This window comes from Prescottella defluvii (assembly GCF_000738775.1).
In the GTDB taxonomy this organism is placed as follows: Bacteria; Actinomycetota; Actinomycetes; order Mycobacteriales; family Mycobacteriaceae; genus Prescottella; species Prescottella defluvii.
In genome coordinates this window covers 1-17,114 of record NZ_JPOC01000074.1, presented here as the reverse complement: position 1 = coordinate 17,114, position 17,114 = coordinate 1, and the positions used below count along the sequence as shown (strand labels likewise).

The following is a 17,114-nucleotide window of genomic DNA, read 5'->3' as shown; positions in this document are numbered from 1 at the left end:
GGGCGTCGGGGCGGGCGGGGCCGGTCTCCGCGGTGTGGAGGCGGATGCCGTTGGCATGGATGTCACGATGCGTCCACGGTCCGTCGAAACGGACCGTGGACGGGTCGGGCTGTGTCACTGAATCGACTACGGCCGGGTCAGCCGGCGGTGCCCGTTCCGGCGCCCAGCGGGGACGCGCCGTCCGGGCGCTGGCCCGGCAGCACCGTCGCGGCCTGCTTGAGCGAGTCGATGGTCTTGTTCGGTGCCCGCAACTTGCGGACCCGCAGGTAGCCGAGCAGCGCGAGGATGCCGGTCACCGCCAGCATCAGCACGAAGACGATCAGGAACGACGCCCAGCGATCGAGCCACACGCTCAGCAGTTCGGCGAGGAAGAAGAAGAAGAAGAACGCGCTGAACACCAGCACGGCCAGCGCCAGAATGAAGAACAGGCTGCCCTGCAGTCCCTTCTTGACCTCGCTGGTGACCTCGGACTTCGCCAGCTCCACCTCGGCGCGGAAGAGCGTCGACACCTGTGCGGTCGCGTCGCGCACCAGGGTGCCGATCGACGCGGTCTCCGGGTTGTGGAGGTCGGTGAGGGGAATCGAGGAGACCGTCGTCGGGACTCCGTCGCCGGTGACCCGGCTGCCGTCTCGCGTGACTCCGTTGCCGTTGGTGACGCTCACTTCTCGACCCCTCCAGGTTCTTCTGACGCGCTGGTAGCTGCTACCCGCGAGCGGTCACTCACGAGTCCTCGGCAGCGGCGCGGGCCTGATGAACCCGTCCGCGTCGCAACAGTAGCGCCGATCCGATCAGTGATGCAGCCAACGACGTCACGAGCACCGCGGCCTTCGCGGTGTCCGCTTCGCTGCCGTCGCCGATACCCGCGAGTGCAAGATCGGCCACCAGAAGGCTAACTGTGAACCCGATCGCGCCGAGCACCGACAGGGCGAACATGTCACGGAATCCGAGCAGACGGGGCTTGGTGGCGATGCCGAGACGGATCGCGAGCCACGAGATGCCGAAGATTCCGACGGTCTTACCGACCAGGAGTCCGAGGATGATCGCGAGCGAGATCTGGTTGGTGAAGAGTTGCCCGAGAACCTCACCGTTGATCGGGACGCCGGACGCGAACAGCGCGAACAGCGGGACGCAGACCGCTGCGGAGTACGGCTGCAGTCGGTGCTCGAGCCGCGCGGCGGGGGCGAACTCCTCGTCCGGGTCGGTGCGGACCCGGGTGAGCAGGCCCAGTGCGACGCCGGCGAGTGTCGCGTGGATCCCCGCCTCGTGGACGCTGTACCAGGTCAGCAGGGCGAGGGGGACGTACAGCAGGGGCGTGGTGATGCGTCGCTTCTGCGCGTACCAGTAGACGACGAGGCACGCCACCGCGGTCAGGATCCACAGCACCGCGATGGAACCGGTGAACAGCACCGCGATCAGGACGATCGCGATCAGATCGTCGACCACCGCGAGGCTGAGCAGGAACACGCGCGCGCTCGCCGGGATCCGTGATCCGGTCAGCGCCAGCACGCCGAGCGCGAAGGCGATGTCGGTCGCGACCGGGATCGCCCAGGCGCGGTCCATTCCGGGTGCGCCGGCGCCGACGACGGCCGCGATGATCGCCGGCATCAGGACGCCGCCGCACGCGGCGATGATCGGCAGCAGGGCCTTCTTCCGGTCGGCCAGTTCGCCGACGACGAGTTCGCGTTTGAGTTCGAGACCGGCGACGAAGAAGAAGATCGCGAGCAGTCCGTCCTGGGCCCAGGTGCCGAGACTGAGGTCGAGATGGAGGGCGGCGGGGCCGATCTGCCAGTCCCGTAGCGACGTGTAGGCGTCGGAGAAGGGAGAGTTTGCCCACAGCACGGCCACCGCGGCCGCGATCAGCAGGATTGATCCGCCCACCGTCTCGGTGCGGAGGTAGCGGGCGAGTTCGGAGCGTGCGGCAGAAATCAAGGAAAGCCTTTCACCAGGGGTTATGTCGGGTACGACAAAGCTGTCGCCGACCAGACTTCCCGGCACTCCTCCTAGGATCTTAACGTGTTCTTTGCAACCGTTCAGTCGGTAACCGGCGGTTGCGACGCTCCCTGCGCGACGTGTTCAATTCCTAAGGTTTGGGACGGATTTCCATTCAGTGGAACTTTTCTCGGGAACCGGCTCACGGGTGGGGAGCCGTCGAGACGTTTGTGCAGGAGATTGTCAAGTGAGCAAGGATGTCGAGTCCGCCGAGCGCGGACGGGACGGGTCGTCGGCAGTCGGCGCCCCGACGGATACGTCGACGGTGGCCGGCGTCCCGCGCCGCCGCATCGTCGTCGCGAGCATGGTCGGTACCTCGATCGAGTTCTACGACTTCTACATCTATGCGACGGCCGCGGTGTCGGTCTTCCCGCACCTGTTCTTCCCGAAGGGCAACGACACGACGGCGTTGCTGGCGTCGTTCGCGACGTTCGGTCTCGCGTTCGTGGCACGTCCGCTCGGTTCGATCGTGTTCGGCCACTTCGGCGACCGCATCGGCCGCAAGGCCACCCTCGTCGGATCGCTGCTCACCATGGGCATCGCGACGTTCCTCATCGGACTGCTGCCCACGTATCACGCGGTGGGGCTGTGGGCGCCGGCCCTGCTGGCGCTGATGCGTTTCTGTCAGGGCCTCGGGCTCGGCGGGGAATGGTCCGGTGCCGCGCTGTTGGCGACCGAGACCGCGAAGAGCGGTAAGCGGGCATGGGCGGCGATGTGGCCGCAGTTGGGCGCGCCGATCGGCTTCTTCTTCGCGAACGGCTTGTTCCTGCTGATCACGCTGACTCTCGGCTATACGAGCAGTTCCGACCCGGACCTCGACAGCGCGTTCCTCACGTGGGGCTGGCGTATCCCGTTCCTGCTGAGCGCGCTGATGGTGATGATCGGTCTGTACGTGCGCCTCAAGATCGAGGAGACGCCGGTGTTCGCGCGGGCCGTCGCCGAGGGCAAGAAGGTCCAGACGCCGCTCAAGGAGGTCTTCAAGACCAGCTGGCGTCAACTGATCATCGGTACGTTCGTGATGCTCGCGACGTACACGCTCTTCTACATCATGACCACGTGGGTGCTGAGCTACGGCACGGGTAAGACGGCGGCCGACGGCGGGTACGGCGCCGGATTCCAGTACCGCGACTTCCTGGTGCTGCAGTTGGTGGCGGTGCTGTTCTTCGCGGCCACCATCCCGGTCGCCGGCTGGCTCGCCGACCGCTACGGGCGCCGCATCACGCTGCTCGTCATCACGGCCGCGATGATGGTCTTCGGCCTGACGTTCGGGCTCCTCCTCGCAGCCGACGGCATGACCGACGCCCGGATGCTGGTGTTCCTGATCATCGGCATGGTGCTGATGGGTCTGACGTTCGGCCCGATGAGTGCGGTGCTGCCGGAGCTGTTTCCCACCAATGTCCGGTACACGGGGTCCGGCATCGCGTACAACACCGCCAGCATCCTGGGCGCCGCGGTGGCCCCGTTCATCGCGACCTGGCTGGCCACCAGCTACGGCGTCGGCTGGGTGGGTGTCTACCTGCTGGTCGCGTCGGCCCTCACGTTCGGGGCACTGCTGGTGATGCGCGAGACCAAGGACGATTCGCTCGACGACGTCTGACGGCGGGTCCCCGACGGGCACGTCTCCGCGAAGGCGCGGGGGCGTGCCCGTTCTCGTCGGGGAACCCGTCGGCCGGTTTCATTCGCACGCATCGATGGCGAATATCCCGTATCTTCCGAAACGTTGTCATGCGCGGCACCTGAGTTCGAACCCGATTTGTCCTGTAAGCGGCGAAAAGGAGTTTCCAGCGTGCGTAATCTCGGTGCAGTTTCCCGGATACTGGTCGTCGCAGTGCTCACCGGCCTGGTCGCGCTGACGACAGGCGTCTTCGGTCCGGCCGGTCTCGCTCAGCCGCCTGCCGGCAGCCTCTCGCTCGCGAAGTCGGCCTCGCCGAGCGGGGGCCTCGGTGCGGGGGACACGGTCACTTACACGTTCGTGATCACCAACACCGGTACCACTACGGTCTCCGGCATCGGCGTGCGGGAAGTCTCGTTCACCGGTTCCGGTGGGGCGCCCGCCGTGACCTGTAGTCCGGACATGCTCCAGCCGGGGCAGTCGGTGACCTGTAGCACCACGTACGACGTGACCGACGCGGACCAGGAGGTCTGCTTCATCGAGAACTCGGCCATCGCGACCGGCGTCGATCCTGCTTCCGTCGAGTCGCTTCCGTCGTCAGTGCGGGTGCTCACGGACTGCGCCGACAACCTCACCGGAAGCGCGTTCCTGCCGGCGGCGCTGGGATCGTCGGAACTGGGCTCACTGGGGGTGCTGGCACCGCTGGGCCTGGGATCGCTGGGGTTGGGCTCGTTGGGCTCGCTGGGGGCGTTGGGCGGCCTCATCGGTTGGGCGCTCACAACTCCGTACCAGCCGGCTCCGGCCGCGCAGTGCCTGAACGCGCCGTTCCCGAGCGTGCCGTTTCCGAGTGTGCCGTTCCTGACTGCGCCGTGCCCGGACGAGCAGGGTCCCGACGTGCCCTGACCGTGGACCGTGCAGATCGGTCCGGCGTTTCCACTTACCCGCGCACGAACAGTGGATAGGGCTCGCCGGCGATCATGCGGTCGAATCGCACGCGAGCACGTTTCTGGCTCTCGTCGAGTGCCCCCTCGATCCACGCGTACGTCCACGGCCCTTCGTCGAGGGCGACGATCGCGATGGTGAACGGGGTGAAGTCGGTGCACGTCCGGCTGGGGGAGATCTCGACGACGGTCCAGGAGACGATCGACCCGGTGCCCTCCGACGGTGCCCGGCTGATGTCTCGGCTGCGACACGACGAGCACGTCGATGCGTCCGGGGCCAGGAGCGCGCCGCAGTCGTCGCAGCGGCCGATGGTGAAGCTGTTCATGAGCGTGGTGCGGGGAGGGTGGTTCTGCATCGGGATACCTCGACTTCGTGAAGCTTGGGATGTCCGGCTTCCACAGTCCCAATTGCGACCCGAGCCCACGACGGTAGAACTACCGGGGGACATACCTGTTTCCCGTGCGGGTAGGTGTCCCGTCGGCGTCAGACGGCGTCACCTTCGGCGTGTTTTGCCTGTTCGACGACCCAGGCGGCGATCTGGGTGCGTGAGTTGAACCCGAGTTTCGCGAGCACGTGCTCGACGTGGCCCTGGACAGTGCGCTGCGAGATCACCAACTGTTCGGCGATGGCCTTGTTGGTCAGGCCCTGCGCGACGAGATCGGCCACCTCCTGTTCGCGTGGTGTCAGATCGGTGGCGGCACGTTCGGTGGAGCCCTGCCGGGGGAGTTCCCCCGTGGCCGCGAAGGTGACGATCTCGCCCCGGGTCAGCCCGGCTCCCTGCCGGACGGAGGAGTCGAACGCGCGTTCGCCGAGAGCGCGTCGGCAGTGGTCGCGGGCTTCGTCGCGGTTGTACCGCAGCGCGGGGATGACGACTCCGGGGTTCCCGGCCGCGGACCACAGGTTGTCGGCGGCACCGAGCAGTGTCGCGCCCGTCCGGAAGTCCCGCATCGCGGTGTAGGTCCAGGCGAGGGCCTCCACGCATACCGCGGCCCCGAGCAGATCGTTGACGTGGCCGCTCAACTCGACGGCCTGTTCGAACAGGGGGCGCGCCTCCGCGGGGGCGTCGTGCCACAGCGCGAGGCCCTGCATGCTCAGTGCGTAGGACCGGAAGATCGACTCCCCGTGGGTGCTGGTGATGTCGAGCACCTCGGCGGTGTAGCGGGCGGTCTCCTCCCGATGGCGGAGGACCGCGGCCGCCGTCGCGAGGCCGAGCACGGTGGTGACGTGTCGCAGCCGATTCGGGCCGGCCCGGACGGCGTCGAGGATGCTGCGGAGCAACCGGATCGCTTCGGCCGCGTCGCCCGCATAGATCTGCACGTGTCCTGCGGCTTGGACGACGTCGATGTCGGTGTCGCTGTCGCCGACCTGTGCGGCGACGTCGGCGGCCTCGGCGACCAGCGCTTCCCCCGCCACGATGTCACCCTGGTTGGCGGCGAGGAGCGAGGCCGCGGCCAAGGCCCGCACGCGGTCGGGTGTCGGTTCTCCGGTCTGCGCCGTGAGTGCCCGGCCCATCCAGAGGCGCCCCTCGTTGAGCAGGCCGCGGGAGACCCAGAAGATGTAGAGCCGATTCGCGAGGCGCAGACCGTTCTCGGCCTCGCCGGGTTCGGTGAGGCAGAATTCGAGCGCATCGCGCAGGTTCGACCGTTCACGCTCGAGTCGCGCGACCCAGGCAGGCTGGTTCGGGCTGATCCACTGGTCCTCGCACCGGCGCGTCAACTCCTGGTACCAGTCCCGGTGCCGGCGGCGCAGGGCGTCGTACTCGCCGGACGCGCGCAGACGCTCGAGTCCGTAGTCCCGCAGGATCTCGAGCAGTCGGTAGCGCACGATGCCGTCGTATTCCTCGCGGATGAGGATGGACTTGTCGACGAGGGAGGCGACGACGTCGAGCAGATCGGGTTCGGGAAGGTCGCCGCCCGCGATCGCCTCGGCCGAATCGAGTTCGAACCCGCGCGGGAAGATCGACAACCGCCGCCACAGTTCCTGTTCGGTGGGGGTGCACAGGTCGTGGCTCCAGTCGATGCTCATGCGCAGGGTCTGCTGGCGGTCGGGCGCGGACCGGCTGCCCCCGGTGAGCAGACGGAACCGGTCGGTGAGGCGCTCGAGGAGCTGGCCGACCGACATGGCTCGCAGCCGGGCCGCCGCGAGCTCGATGGGTAGGGGTAGACCGTCGAGCTCGGCGCAGATCGCGAGGACCGTGTCGCGGTTGTCCGCGGTGAGTTCGAACCCGGGAACCGCGGCGGCGGCCCGCTCCACGAACAGGCTCACCGCCTCGTACTGCGTCAACGCCCGTATCGGCGTCGAACCGTCCAGGACCGGGAAGCTCATCGGGGGAACGCGGAACACGATCTCCCCGCCGATCGCGAGCGGCTCCCGGCTCGTCGCGATGATGCGCAGCTCGGGGCACGACCGCAGCACGGCCTCGGCGAGTTTCGCGACGGCATCGATGAGGTGCTCGCAGTTGTCGAGGACCAGCAGCATGTTGCGGGAGGCCAGGTAGTCGGTGAGGATCTGCGTCGTCGAGACCGCCGCCTGCTCCCGCAGTCCCAGGGCCGCCGCAACCGCCTCGGGCACCAGTTGCTGGTCGAGTTGTTCCTCGAACTCGACCAGCCACACTCCGTCTTTGAAGGCGCGCCGGGAGTCGGCGGCCACCCGCAGCGCGAGCCGGGTCTTGCCCACTCCGCCGATGCCCGTGAAGGTCAGCAGCCGGGAGGCAGAGAGCAGCCGTCTCGCCTCGGCCACCTCGTGGCGACGCCCGACGAAACTGGTCAGGTCCAGGGGCAGGTTTCCGACCCGGTCTCGCGTCGTCGCAGGCGCCATCGTGACCCTCGTCTCCAAGGACCTGCGCTCTCGGTCCCTGCCGTCACGGTACGCCTGCGGGTCGCCGCCGGCGGTCTACTTGCCGCGGATCGCGTCGAACACCTTGGGGTCCACGAGGGTGGAGGTGTCGCCCAGGTCGCGGCCCTCGGCGACGTCGCGGAGGAGGCGTCGCATGATCTTGCCGGAGCGGGTCTTGGGCAGTTCGGGGACCACGGTGATCTGCCGGGGCTTGGCGATCGGGGAGATCTCGGTGGAGACCTGCGCGCGCAGTTCCGCGATCAGTGCCTCGCCGGTGTTGTCGGCGCCCTCCCGCAGGATCACGAACGCGACGATGCCCTGACCGGTGGTCTCGTCGGCGGCGCCGACGACGGCGGCCTCGGCGACCGACGGATGCCCGACGAGCGCCGACTCGACCTCGGAGGTGGAGATCCGGTGCCCCGAGACGTTCATGACGTCGTCGACGCGGCCGAGCACCCACAGGTCGCCGTCCTCGTCGTACTTGGCGCCGTCGCCGGCGAAGTACCAGCCCTCTTCGGCGTAGCGGGACCAGTAGGTGTCGCGGTAGCGGTCCATGTCGCCCCAGATGCCACGCAGCATGGACGGCCACGGCTCGTCGAGGACGAGGTAGCCGTTGCCGCCGGCGCCGAGTTCGTGGGCCTCGTCGTCGACGATCTTCGCGGAGATGCCGGGCAGCGGGGCCATCGCGGATCCGGGCTTGGTGGCCGTGATGCCCGGCAGCGGAGAGATCATGATCGCGCCGGTCTCGGTCTGCCACCACGTGTCGACGATCGGCGCGCTGCCGCCGCCGATGACGTCGCGGAACCAGCGCCACGCCTCCGGGTTGATGGGCTCGCCCACCGAGCCGAGCAGCCGGATCGACGACAGGTCGTGCGCGTCGGGGATCTCGCGGCCCCACTTCATGAACGTGCGCACCAGCGTCGGGGCGGTGTAGTAGATGGAGACGCTGTACTTCTCGATGATCTGGAAGTGCCGGTGTTCGTCGGGGGAGTTGGGGGTGCCCTCGTAGACGACCTGGGTGGCGCCGTTGCTCAGTGGACCGTAGACGATGTAGCTGTGCCCGGTGACCCAGCCGATGTCGGCGGTGCACCAGTACACGTCCTCGCCGGCCTTGTGGTCGAACACGTTGTGGTGCGTGTACGACGTCTGCGTCAGGTACCCGCCGGAGGTGTGGACGATGCCCTTGGGCTTTCCGGTGGTGCCGGACGTGTAGAGGATGAACAGCGGATGCTCGGCGTCGAATGCCTGCGCCTCGTGCTCGGGCGACGCCTGCGCCACGGTCTCGTGCCACCACAGGTCCCGTCCGGCGGTGAGATCGATGTCGGCGCCGGTCCGCTTGACCACCAAGACATTTCGGACGGACTCGGCGCCCGCGACGGCCTCGTCGACGGCGGGCTTGAGGGGGGCCGCCTGGCCGCGGCGCCACTGTCCGTCGACGGTGACGACGAGCTTGGCCTGGGCGTCGTCGATGCGTGAGCGCAGCGCGGTCGCGGAGAATCCGGCGAACACGACCGAGTGGGTCAGCCCGAGGCGGGCGCACGCGAGCATCGTCACGATGGCCTCGGGGATCATCGGCATGTAGATCGCGACGCGGTCGCCCGCGACGAGGCCGAGTTCGGTGAAAGTGTTTGCCGCCCGGCTCACTTCGGCGAGCAGGTCGTTGTAGGTGATGTCGCGGCTGTCGCCGGGCTCGCCCTCGAAGTGGATCGCGACGCGGTCGCCGTTGCCGGCGAGCACGTGCCGGTCGACGCAGTTGTACGCGACGTTGAGGCTGCCGCCGACGAACCACTTCGCGACGGGCGCGTCCGACCAGTCGAGGACCTCGGTCCACGGCGTCGCCCAGTCCAGCCGCCTGGCCTGGGTGTCCCAGAAGGCGAGCCGGTCGCGCTCGGCCGCGGCCTGCAACTCGGGGCCGGCGTTCGCCGTGGCCACGAACTCCGCGCTGGGCAGGTACACCTCGGGTGCGTCGGTAGCGTTGCTCGTCATCTCGGCGTGCCTTCTTTCGGTCGAGCTCTCGGGCGGAGCCTCGGCGGTTGCTGCACGTGTGAGGGTAGTCACACGTGACCGGCGTCGCAGGGCCACCTCCCGTGGAGCGGCCACTGTGTGCGACTACCGGTCGATTCTCCGCGACGGATGGTTCGCGTGCGATCCGAGTCGGGACATCTCGCGGCCGATCGGGGTGGCGGGTGGGTGCGACGTTGCGATCGCGCGTCGAAACGATGCCGATCCGATCGGTGGCCACCGGACCCCGGCGGTGAGGTCGGAACGCTGTCTATCGTCGCAACCACCATCCGAGCGCTTCGGGAGGTGACAGTGGCTGTTCGGCGGCGGGTCGCCCGGGCCGTGGTGTCGGCGCTGGTGGTGGGACTGGCGGCGTCGATGCTCGCGGCGTGTGGTGGTGGTGGTGGTGGTGGGGCGGGTTCGGGCACCGGCATCGTCTACGCGTGGAGTGGGGAACCGCAGAATCCGCTGATCCCGACGGACACGAGCGAGAACACCGGCGGTCGGGTGTTGGATGCGCTGTTCGCGGGCCTGGTCTCGTACACCGCCGACGGTGGCGTCGAGAACGAGGTGGCGCAGTCGATCGAGACGGTGGACGGCCGGAACTACACCGTGACGCTCGAGGACAGTTGGACCTTCACCGACGGAACCCCGGTCACCGCAGGGTCGTTCGTCGACGCGTGGAACTACGGCGCACTGTCCTCCAACGCGCAACTGCAGTCGTCGTTCTTCGATCCGATCCAGGGGTACGACGAGGTGGCCGCCGCGAACCCGACGGCGACGACGATGTCCGGACTCGGGGTCGTGGACGACCGGACGTTCACGATCGCCCTGAAGCAGTCGGAGGCGGCGTTCCCGGCGCGACTCGGGTTCGCGGCGTACTACCCGTTGCCGCGGTCCGCGTACGCAGACATGGCGGCGTTCGGGCAGCACCCGATCGGGAACGGCCCGTACCGGTTCGCGAGCGACGATGCGTGGCAGCACAACGTGCGCATCGACCTGACGGCGAACCCCGGCTATCGCGGCAATCGGGTGGCCCGGAACGAGGGGGTGACCTTCGTGATGTACAGCAACCTCGACACCGCGTACACCGACCTGCTGTCGAACAACCTCGACGTCCTCGACGGCGTCCCGGCCAGTGCGCTCGACACGTTCGAGGACGACCTGCCGGGCCGCACCGTCAATCAGCCGTCCGCGACTATCGAGACGTTCACGATCCCGGAACGGTTGCCGCACTTCGGTGGTGAGGAGGGGCGGCTGCGCCGGCAGGCGGTCTCGCAGGCGATCGACCGCGAGCAGATCACCGAGCGACTGTTCGCGAGCACCCGCACGCCGGCACGGGACTTCACCAGCCCGGCCGTACCCGGGTGGACCCCGGATCTCCCCGGAGTCGAGAATCTGGACTTCGTGCCCGACCGTGCGCGGGCGCTGTGGGCGCAGGCCGACGCGATCGCACCGTGGAGTGGGACGTTCGCGATCGCCTACAACTCCGACGGCGGACACCAGGAGTGGGTGGACGCGGTGAGCAACAGCATCCGCAACACCCTCGGCATCGACGCCCGCGGCGCGCCGTATCCGACGTTCGCGCAGTTGCGCACCGAGGTCACCGAGCGGACCATTCGCACCGCGTTCCGCTCGGGTTGGCAGGCGGACTATCCGCAGCAGTACGGGTTTCTCGCCCAGAACTTCCAGACGGGCGGCAGTTCCAACGACGGCGAGTACTCCGACCCGGAGTTCGACAGGTTGCTGCGGGCATCCGCCGGTGCGACCGATCCGGCCGAGTCGCAGAGACTGATCGACGGCGCGCAGCAGATCCTGCTGCGCGACCTGCCCGCGGTACCGAACTGGAACCGCAATGCGTCCGGTGGGTGGTCCGAGTACGTCTCGAACGTGCGGATCGGATGGGACGGCGTGCCGCTCTACTATCTCGTGGAGAAGGGGTAGCGATGCTCCGCTACACCGGCCGGCGTGTGCTGCAGATGATTCCGGTGTTCCTCGGGGCCACCTTCCTGATCTATGCGTTGGTGTTCCTGATTCCCGGAGATCCCGTCGCGGCGCTCGCCGGGGACCGTGCACTCACCCCGGCGGTGACCGAGCAACTGCGCGCCCGGTATCACCTGGACCAACCGTTCCTGGTGCAGTACCTGCTGTATCTGAAAGGCATCCTGACGCTCGACTTCGGGACGTCGTTCTCCGGACGGCCGGTCAGTGAAGTTCTGGCACAGGCATTTCCGATCACCTTGAAGCTCGCGGTGATGGCGGTGGCGATCGAGACGGTGCTCGGGGTCGGAGCCGGGCTGATCGCGGGCCTGCGGCAGGGTGGGGTGTTCGACGGCACCGTCCTGATCCTGAGCCTGGTGCTCATCGCGGTCCCCGTGTTCGTGCTCGGGTTCCTCGCCCAGTTCTTCATCGGGATCCGGTGGGGTCTGGCCCCGCCCACCGTCGGCGCCGACACGAGCCTGCCGCGTCTGCTGCTGCCGGCCTGCGTGCTCGCGGCGGTCTCGTTCGCGTACGTGCTGCGCCTGACGCGCACGTCGGTCGCGACCACACTGTCCGCGGACTTCGTGCGGACCGCCACGGCGAAGGGCCTGTCGCGGCCGCGGGTGGTGTGGGTGCACGTGCTGCGCAACTCGCTGATCCCGGTCGTCACGTTCCTCGGGGTGGACCTCGCGGCGCTGATCGGGGGCGCCGTCGTCACCGAGGGCATCTTCAACATCAACGGTGTCGGGGGCACCATCTACCAGGCCGTCATCCGTGGGGAGGCGCCCACGGTGGTGTCGTTCGTGAGCGTCCTCGTCGTGGTCTATCTCGTCGCGAACCTGCTCGTCGACCTGCTGTACGCCGTCCTCGACCCGAGGATCCGCTATGCCTGACGGGCACGGGATGTGGGGGTCGGCGTGGCGGCGTCTCCGGCGCCGGCCGATGTTCCTGCTGGCGTGCGTGATCCTGCTCGTCGTCGCCGCGGTGGCGGCGGTCCCGTCGGTGTTCACCGACGTCGATCCGCACTACTGCACCATCGCCGACAGCCTCGGTCCGCCGCGAGCGGGGCACTGGTTCGGCTTCGACCGTCAGGGCTGCGACGTGTTCGCGCGCACGATCTACGGCGCCCGTCCGTCCGTGACCGTCGGGGTGTGCGTGACGGCGGCGGTCCTGCTGGTCGGGGTGCTCTTCGGTGCGCTCTCCGGCTACTACGGCGGCTGGGCCGATTCGCTGCTGTCGCGGGTCACCGACATCTTCTTCGGGATTCCGCTGATCCTCGCGGCGATCGTGCTGATGCAACTGTTCGCGCAGCGGTCGATCTGGACGGTGGTGGCCGTCCTCGCCCTGTTCGGCTGGCCCCAGATGGCGAGAATCGCTCGTGGAGCGGTCATCTCGGCCAAATCGCAGGACTACGTCCTCGCGGCGCGGGCCGTGGGCATGTCGAGTCCGTCGATCCTCGTCCGGCACGTGCTGCCCAACGCACTCGCACCGATCATCGTCGTCGCCACCATGTCGCTGGGCACGTTCATCGTCACCGAGGCGACGCTGTCGTTCCTCGGGATCGGGTTGCCGCCGAGCACCGTGTCGTGGGGCGGCGACATCAGCACCGCACAGGTGACGCTGCGGCGCGGGTCGACGATCCTGTTCTATCCGGCCGGGGCGCTCGCGGTCACCGTGCTCGGATTCGTCCTGCTCGGTGACGCCCTGCGCGACGCGCTGGATCCGACGAGAGCGCGACGCCGATGACCGCGCCCCTGCTCGCACTCGAGGGGCTCGAGGTGACGTTCGGGTCCGGCGCCGGGGCGGTGCACGCGGTCCGCGGGGTCGATCTGACGATTCGGCCCGGGCAGACCGTTGCGGTCGTCGGCGAGTCCGGTTCCGGGAAGTCGACGCTCGCCCATGCGCTGATCGGTCTGCTGCCCGGTGGCGGCCGGGTGACGGGCGGCCGCATCGGGTTCGAGGGGCACGACCTGGCGCACGCGTCGGAGCGGGCTTTCGTCGGGATCCGCGGGAGCGGAATCGGGTTCGTGCCGCAGGATCCCGCGACCAACCTCGACCCGGTGTGGAAGATCGGGTTCCAGGTGCGGGAGACGCTGGCGGCCAACGGGGTGGCGACGGGGCGGGCCGCGCAGCGGCGGGCGGTCGAACTGCTGGCGGAGGCCGGCCTCGACGATGCCGACGCCCGCGCCGGGCGTTACCCGCACGAGTTCTCGGGCGGGATGCGGCAGCGGGTCCTCATCGCGATCGGGCTCGCCGCGCGCCCGCGACTGCTGATCGCCGACGAGCCCACGTCGGCCCTCGACGTGACGGTGCAGCAGCGCGTCCTCGACCATCTCGAACGTTTGACCGGCGATCTCGGGACGGCGCTCCTGCTCATCACCCACGACCTCGGGGTGGCCGCCGAGCGCGCCGAACATGTCGTCGTCATGCACGAGGGGACGGTCGTCGAATCCGGTTCGCCGGAGCAGATTCTCACCGCGCCCGAACACCCGTACACCCGTCGCCTCGTCGCGGCCGCGCCGTCCCTCTCCCGCGCACCGACCAGACGGCCCGTGCCCGCTGCCGGTCCGGAGCCGCTGCTCGTCGTCGAGGGGTTGCGAAAGGTGTACCGCAGCCGACGTGCCGAGGTGACCGCCGTCGACGACGTCTCGTTCACCGTGCACCGCGGCACCACCACCGCGATCGTCGGCGAGTCCGGCTCGGGGAAGACCACCGTGTCGCGGATGATCCTGGGGCTGCTCCCGCCCGACGCCGGGGCGGTCCGGTTCGACGGCACCGATCCAGCAGCGCTCGGACGCCGGGAGAAGGAGTTCCGGCGCCGCGTCCAACCGGTGTTCCAGGATCCGTACGGCAGCCTCGACCCGACGTACTCGGTGTTCCGGATCGTCGAGGAGCCGTTGCGGGTGCACCGGATCGGCGGTCGCGGTGAGCGGGCGCGGCGGGTGCGTGAGCTGATCGACCGTGTCGCGCTGCCCGCCGACCTGCTGCACCGGTTCCCGGCCGAGTTGTCCGGCGGGCAGCGGCAGCGGGTGGCGATCGCCCGTGCCCTGGCGCCCGGACCGGAGTTGGTGGTGTGCGACGAGGCGGTCTCGGCCCTCGACGTCGTCGTGCAGGACCAGATCCTGCGCCTGCTCGACGACCTGCAGCGTGATCTGGGTCTGACGTACGTGTTCGTCAGCCACGACCTGGCCGTGGTGCGGCGGATCGCCGACCGTGTGGTCGTGATGCGCGGCGGCCGGGTCGTGGAGGAGGCCGCCGCGGAGGACGTGTTCGGACGTCCCGGCCACGAGTACACCCGGCGCCTGCTCGACGCCGTACCGACCGGCCGACCGCGGCGCGCGGGCGGTAGCGTCTGATGCGTGACTGATCCCCTGCAGCCGCTGTTGGACCTGCCCGGTGTGCGCGAGGCGGCGGACCGCGCACGCGATGCGCTCGGCGAGGTGCATCGGCACAAGACGAATCGTCGAGGGTGGCCGCAGACCGCCACCGAAGCGTCCGTGCGCGCTGCCCGTGCGTCCGCGTCGATCGACGGTGGTTCGACGGAACTGCCCGTTCCCGGGACGGTCGGCGATCCCGTGCTGTCGGGCGCGTTGCGGGTCGCGCAGGCGCTGGACGGGGATTCGCTGACGATCATCCTGCCGACCTGGCAGCGTGCCCCGCTGCAGGCGCTGGCCCGACTGCATCTGCTCGCCGCGGCGGATCTCGTGGACGACCCGGAGGCGCTGGGCCGTCCGCGCAACGATCCGGAGGTGGGGGAGCGGCTGGACATGCTGGCCCAGCTTGTCACGGGCGGCACCCGCGTCCCGGCGCCGGTCCTCGCGGCGGTCGTACACGGGGAACTGGCCGCGCTCCGTCCGTTCGGGGTCGCCGACGGGATCGTCGCCCGCGCCGCCTCCCGGTTGGTGGCCACCGCGAGCGGCCTCGACCCCCACAACCTGGGTGTGCCGGAGGTGAGCTGGATGCGGCGGGCCCCCGCGTATCGCGACGGCATCGCCGGATTCGCGTCCGGTACGCCGGAGGGCGTGGGCAGCTGGGTGATCCTGTGCTGTGGCGCGCTCGAGGCCGGGGCACGGGAAGCGATGTCGATCGCGGAGGCCGCTGCCGCCGGCTGAGTGGTGCTCGGAGGTGGGCTCGTGCCCGCACATGCAAAGCGGGTGGTGTCACCGAAGGGGATCGGTGGCGCCACCCGCTAGCACGGACTGCCGGGTTACCAAGCGTGCAAATGTGGGTTGTGTGTCAACGGCCTCGGCGTGGGCTCGGGCGGTGCCGGGTCGTCCCCGCAACCAGTGCGGAGTCCTCACCGTCAGTCTTCCGAGTCACGCAGGCCCACAACGCTTCTGCCCTTATAGTGGCTTGCTGCTTCGCGTGGGTGCCTGGTGTTCGTGCTGGGAAGTCCGTTCGGGAAATCGATCCTTCTCCTCCGGATCGATCCTGGCCTACCGGCCTTCCGTAACTCCTTTGTACCCCGTGCTACGACCCACTTCAAGTGGCAATTTTCCTTTGTGGCAGATGCGGGTTCACCGCTTCCGGCGGCGCATGCCATAGGTGAACACGCCGGCTACGGCGGCGCTCGACAGCACCGCCGCGGCCGCTGCGACGGTGGTGCGTGACGGCGATTGGAGCCGGGCGCGCAGCGAAACCGGATTGGAGAAAGACAATACGGGCCAACCGCTTTCGGTGGCCGCTTTTCGCAGAGCCCGGTCCGGGTTGACCGCGGTCGGGTGGCCGACGGCCTGCAACATCGGCAGATCCGTCACCGAATCCGAGTAGGCGTAGCAGCGGGACAGGTCGTAGCCGTGCCGGTCGGCGAGCATGCGCATCGCCTCGACCTTGCCGTCGCCGTAGCAGTAGAACTCGAGTTCGCCGGTGTACCGGCCGTCCTCGACCACCATGCGGGTCGCAGTGCTGTACGTCGCGCCCACGGCTTCGGCGATGGGGGTCACCACCTCCTCGCCCGACGCCGACACGATCACGACGTCGTGGCCGCGGAGCTTGTGGTCCGCGATGAGATCGGCCGCCTCGGCGTAGATCAGGGGGTCGACGATGTCGTGCAGTGTCTCGGCGACGATGCCGCGGATCTGCTCGACGTCCCACCCGGCCGTCATGTTCGCGAGATGCGTACGCATCCGCTCCATTTGGTCGTGGTCGGCACCGGCGAGCAGGAAAAGGAATTGGGCATAGCTGCTCTGCAGCACGGAGCGGCGCGTGATGAGTCCCTGCGCGAAGAAGGGTTTGCTGAAGGCCAGCGCACTGGACTTCGCGATCACGGTCTTGTCCAGATCGAAGAACGCGGCCACCCGGCCGCGTTCGGTGAGTTCGCTCGGAGAGGCGGTCACCTGACCGAGGATAGGCGAGGGGTTCGGTGCTGCGTTCGACGACACGGATGTGGGGTGGACCGGCGGTTGAATCGGGCGTTCCGGGCGGGCCCGCGAATCGATGAACTTGCAAATAAACCTGGATCTGGGTGTATTATTGCTTCTACCTGGACGCGATCCAGGCGTGTTCAGCCCGACCCCCCGGGGCTGAACTCGTCTGGATGGGGGGCAGGTAGAATCAATAATACACCGAAGATGCGGGTTTATTGATGCGGAGTTCATCGATTCGCGGGCCCGCCCGGAACGCCCGATTCAACCGCCGGTCCACCCCACATCCGTGTCGTCGAACGCAGCACCGAACCCCTCGCCTATCCTCGGTCAGGTGACCGCCTCTCCGAGCGAACTCACCGAACGCGGCCGGGTGGCCGCGTTCTTCGATC

General features: G+C 68.7%; 13 protein-coding genes and 1 pseudogene. 7 read left to right on the top strand and 7 right to left on the bottom strand.

The genetic code is table 11. The features are described 5' to 3' along the window. The 3 genes and pseudogenes from IJ15_RS26795 to nhaA all read right to left on the bottom strand — a co-directional run. A pseudogene (locus tag IJ15_RS26795) lies at positions 1-118 on the bottom strand (alpha/beta hydrolase); the annotation flags it as partial. A gap of 19 nt (positions 119-137) precedes the next feature. After that, positions 138-662 (bottom strand): phage holin family protein, encoded by a 525-nt coding sequence (locus IJ15_RS0122530; RefSeq protein WP_031940595.1) that lies wholly within the window; start codon positions 660-662, stop codon positions 138-140. A 58-nt stretch (positions 663-720) separates the two neighbouring features. Beyond that, entirely contained in the window at positions 721-1,929 is a 1,209-nt protein-coding gene (nhaA, locus tag IJ15_RS0122525) for a Na+/H+ antiporter NhaA (RefSeq protein WP_031940594.1), read from the bottom strand. 325 nt (positions 1,930-2,254) lie between these two features. Between nhaA and IJ15_RS0122520 the strand changes: the two genes are divergently transcribed. Together IJ15_RS0122520 and IJ15_RS0122515 are read left to right on the top strand one after the other, a co-directional pair. Then, on the top strand, positions 2,255-3,586 hold the full coding sequence (locus IJ15_RS0122520; RefSeq protein WP_051919500.1) for an MFS transporter: 1,332 nt from the start codon (positions 2,255-2,257) through the stop codon (positions 3,584-3,586). A gap of 189 nt (positions 3,587-3,775) precedes the next feature. Then, positions 3,776-4,504, top strand: coding sequence for a DUF7507 domain-containing protein (locus IJ15_RS0122515; RefSeq protein ID WP_031940592.1), 729 nt, complete (start codon positions 3,776-3,778; stop codon positions 4,502-4,504). Positions 4,505-4,538: 34 nt separating this feature from the next. On the opposite strand, the gene IJ15_RS0122510 is transcribed toward IJ15_RS0122515, so the two are convergent. The 3 genes from IJ15_RS0122510 to acs form a co-directional block, all read right to left on the bottom strand. Then, on the bottom strand, positions 4,539-4,898 hold the full coding sequence (locus tag IJ15_RS0122510; RefSeq protein ID WP_031940591.1) for a Zn-ribbon domain-containing OB-fold protein: 360 nt from the start codon (positions 4,896-4,898) through the stop codon (positions 4,539-4,541). Positions 4,899-5,026: 128 nt separating this feature from the next. Continuing rightward, entirely contained in the window at positions 5,027-7,360 is a 2,334-nt protein-coding gene (locus IJ15_RS0122505) for an ATP-binding protein (protein WP_031940590.1), read from the bottom strand. Positions 7,361-7,435: 75 nt separating this feature from the next. Next, positions 7,436-9,364: an acetate--CoA ligase gene (gene acs / locus IJ15_RS0122500; protein ID WP_031940589.1), complete on the bottom strand. Its 1,929-nt coding sequence runs from the start codon at positions 9,362-9,364 to the stop codon at positions 7,436-7,438. Between the two features lie 393 nt (positions 9,365-9,757). Between acs and IJ15_RS0122495 the strand changes: the two genes are divergently transcribed. The 5 genes from IJ15_RS0122495 to IJ15_RS0122475 are packed head-to-tail and all read left to right on the top strand — an operon-like array spanning position 9,758 to position 15,471. Beyond that, complete coding sequence (locus IJ15_RS0122495) at positions 9,758-11,323, top strand: peptide ABC transporter substrate-binding protein (RefSeq protein ID WP_051919497.1); 1,566 nt, start codon at positions 9,758-9,760, stop codon at positions 11,321-11,323. Positions 11,324-11,325: 2 nt separating this feature from the next. Beyond that, a complete protein-coding gene (locus IJ15_RS0122490) occupies positions 11,326-12,252 on the top strand; it encodes an ABC transporter permease (protein ID WP_031940587.1) in 927 nt (308 codons plus the stop codon). Positions 12,253-12,262: 10 nt separating this feature from the next. Next, entirely contained in the window at positions 12,263-13,105 is an 843-nt protein-coding gene (locus tag IJ15_RS0122485) for an ABC transporter permease (RefSeq protein WP_031940586.1), read from the top strand. Further along, a complete protein-coding gene (locus IJ15_RS0122480; protein WP_031940585.1) occupies positions 13,102-14,715 on the top strand; it encodes a dipeptide ABC transporter ATP-binding protein in 1,614 nt (537 codons plus the stop codon). The genes IJ15_RS0122485 and IJ15_RS0122480 overlap by 4 nt, the downstream gene beginning before the upstream one ends. Positions 14,716-14,718: 3 nt before the next feature. Beyond that, positions 14,719-15,471 (top strand): Fic family protein, encoded by a 753-nt coding sequence (locus tag IJ15_RS0122475; RefSeq protein WP_031940584.1) that lies wholly within the window; start codon positions 14,719-14,721, stop codon positions 15,469-15,471. 405 nt (positions 15,472-15,876) lie between these two features. Here the strand turns inward: IJ15_RS0122475 and IJ15_RS0122470 are convergent, their stop codons facing one another. Continuing rightward, complete coding sequence (locus IJ15_RS0122470) at positions 15,877-16,695, bottom strand: HAD family hydrolase (RefSeq protein ID WP_031940583.1); 819 nt, start codon at positions 16,693-16,695, stop codon at positions 15,877-15,879. Positions 16,696-17,114 lie beyond the last annotated feature (419 nt).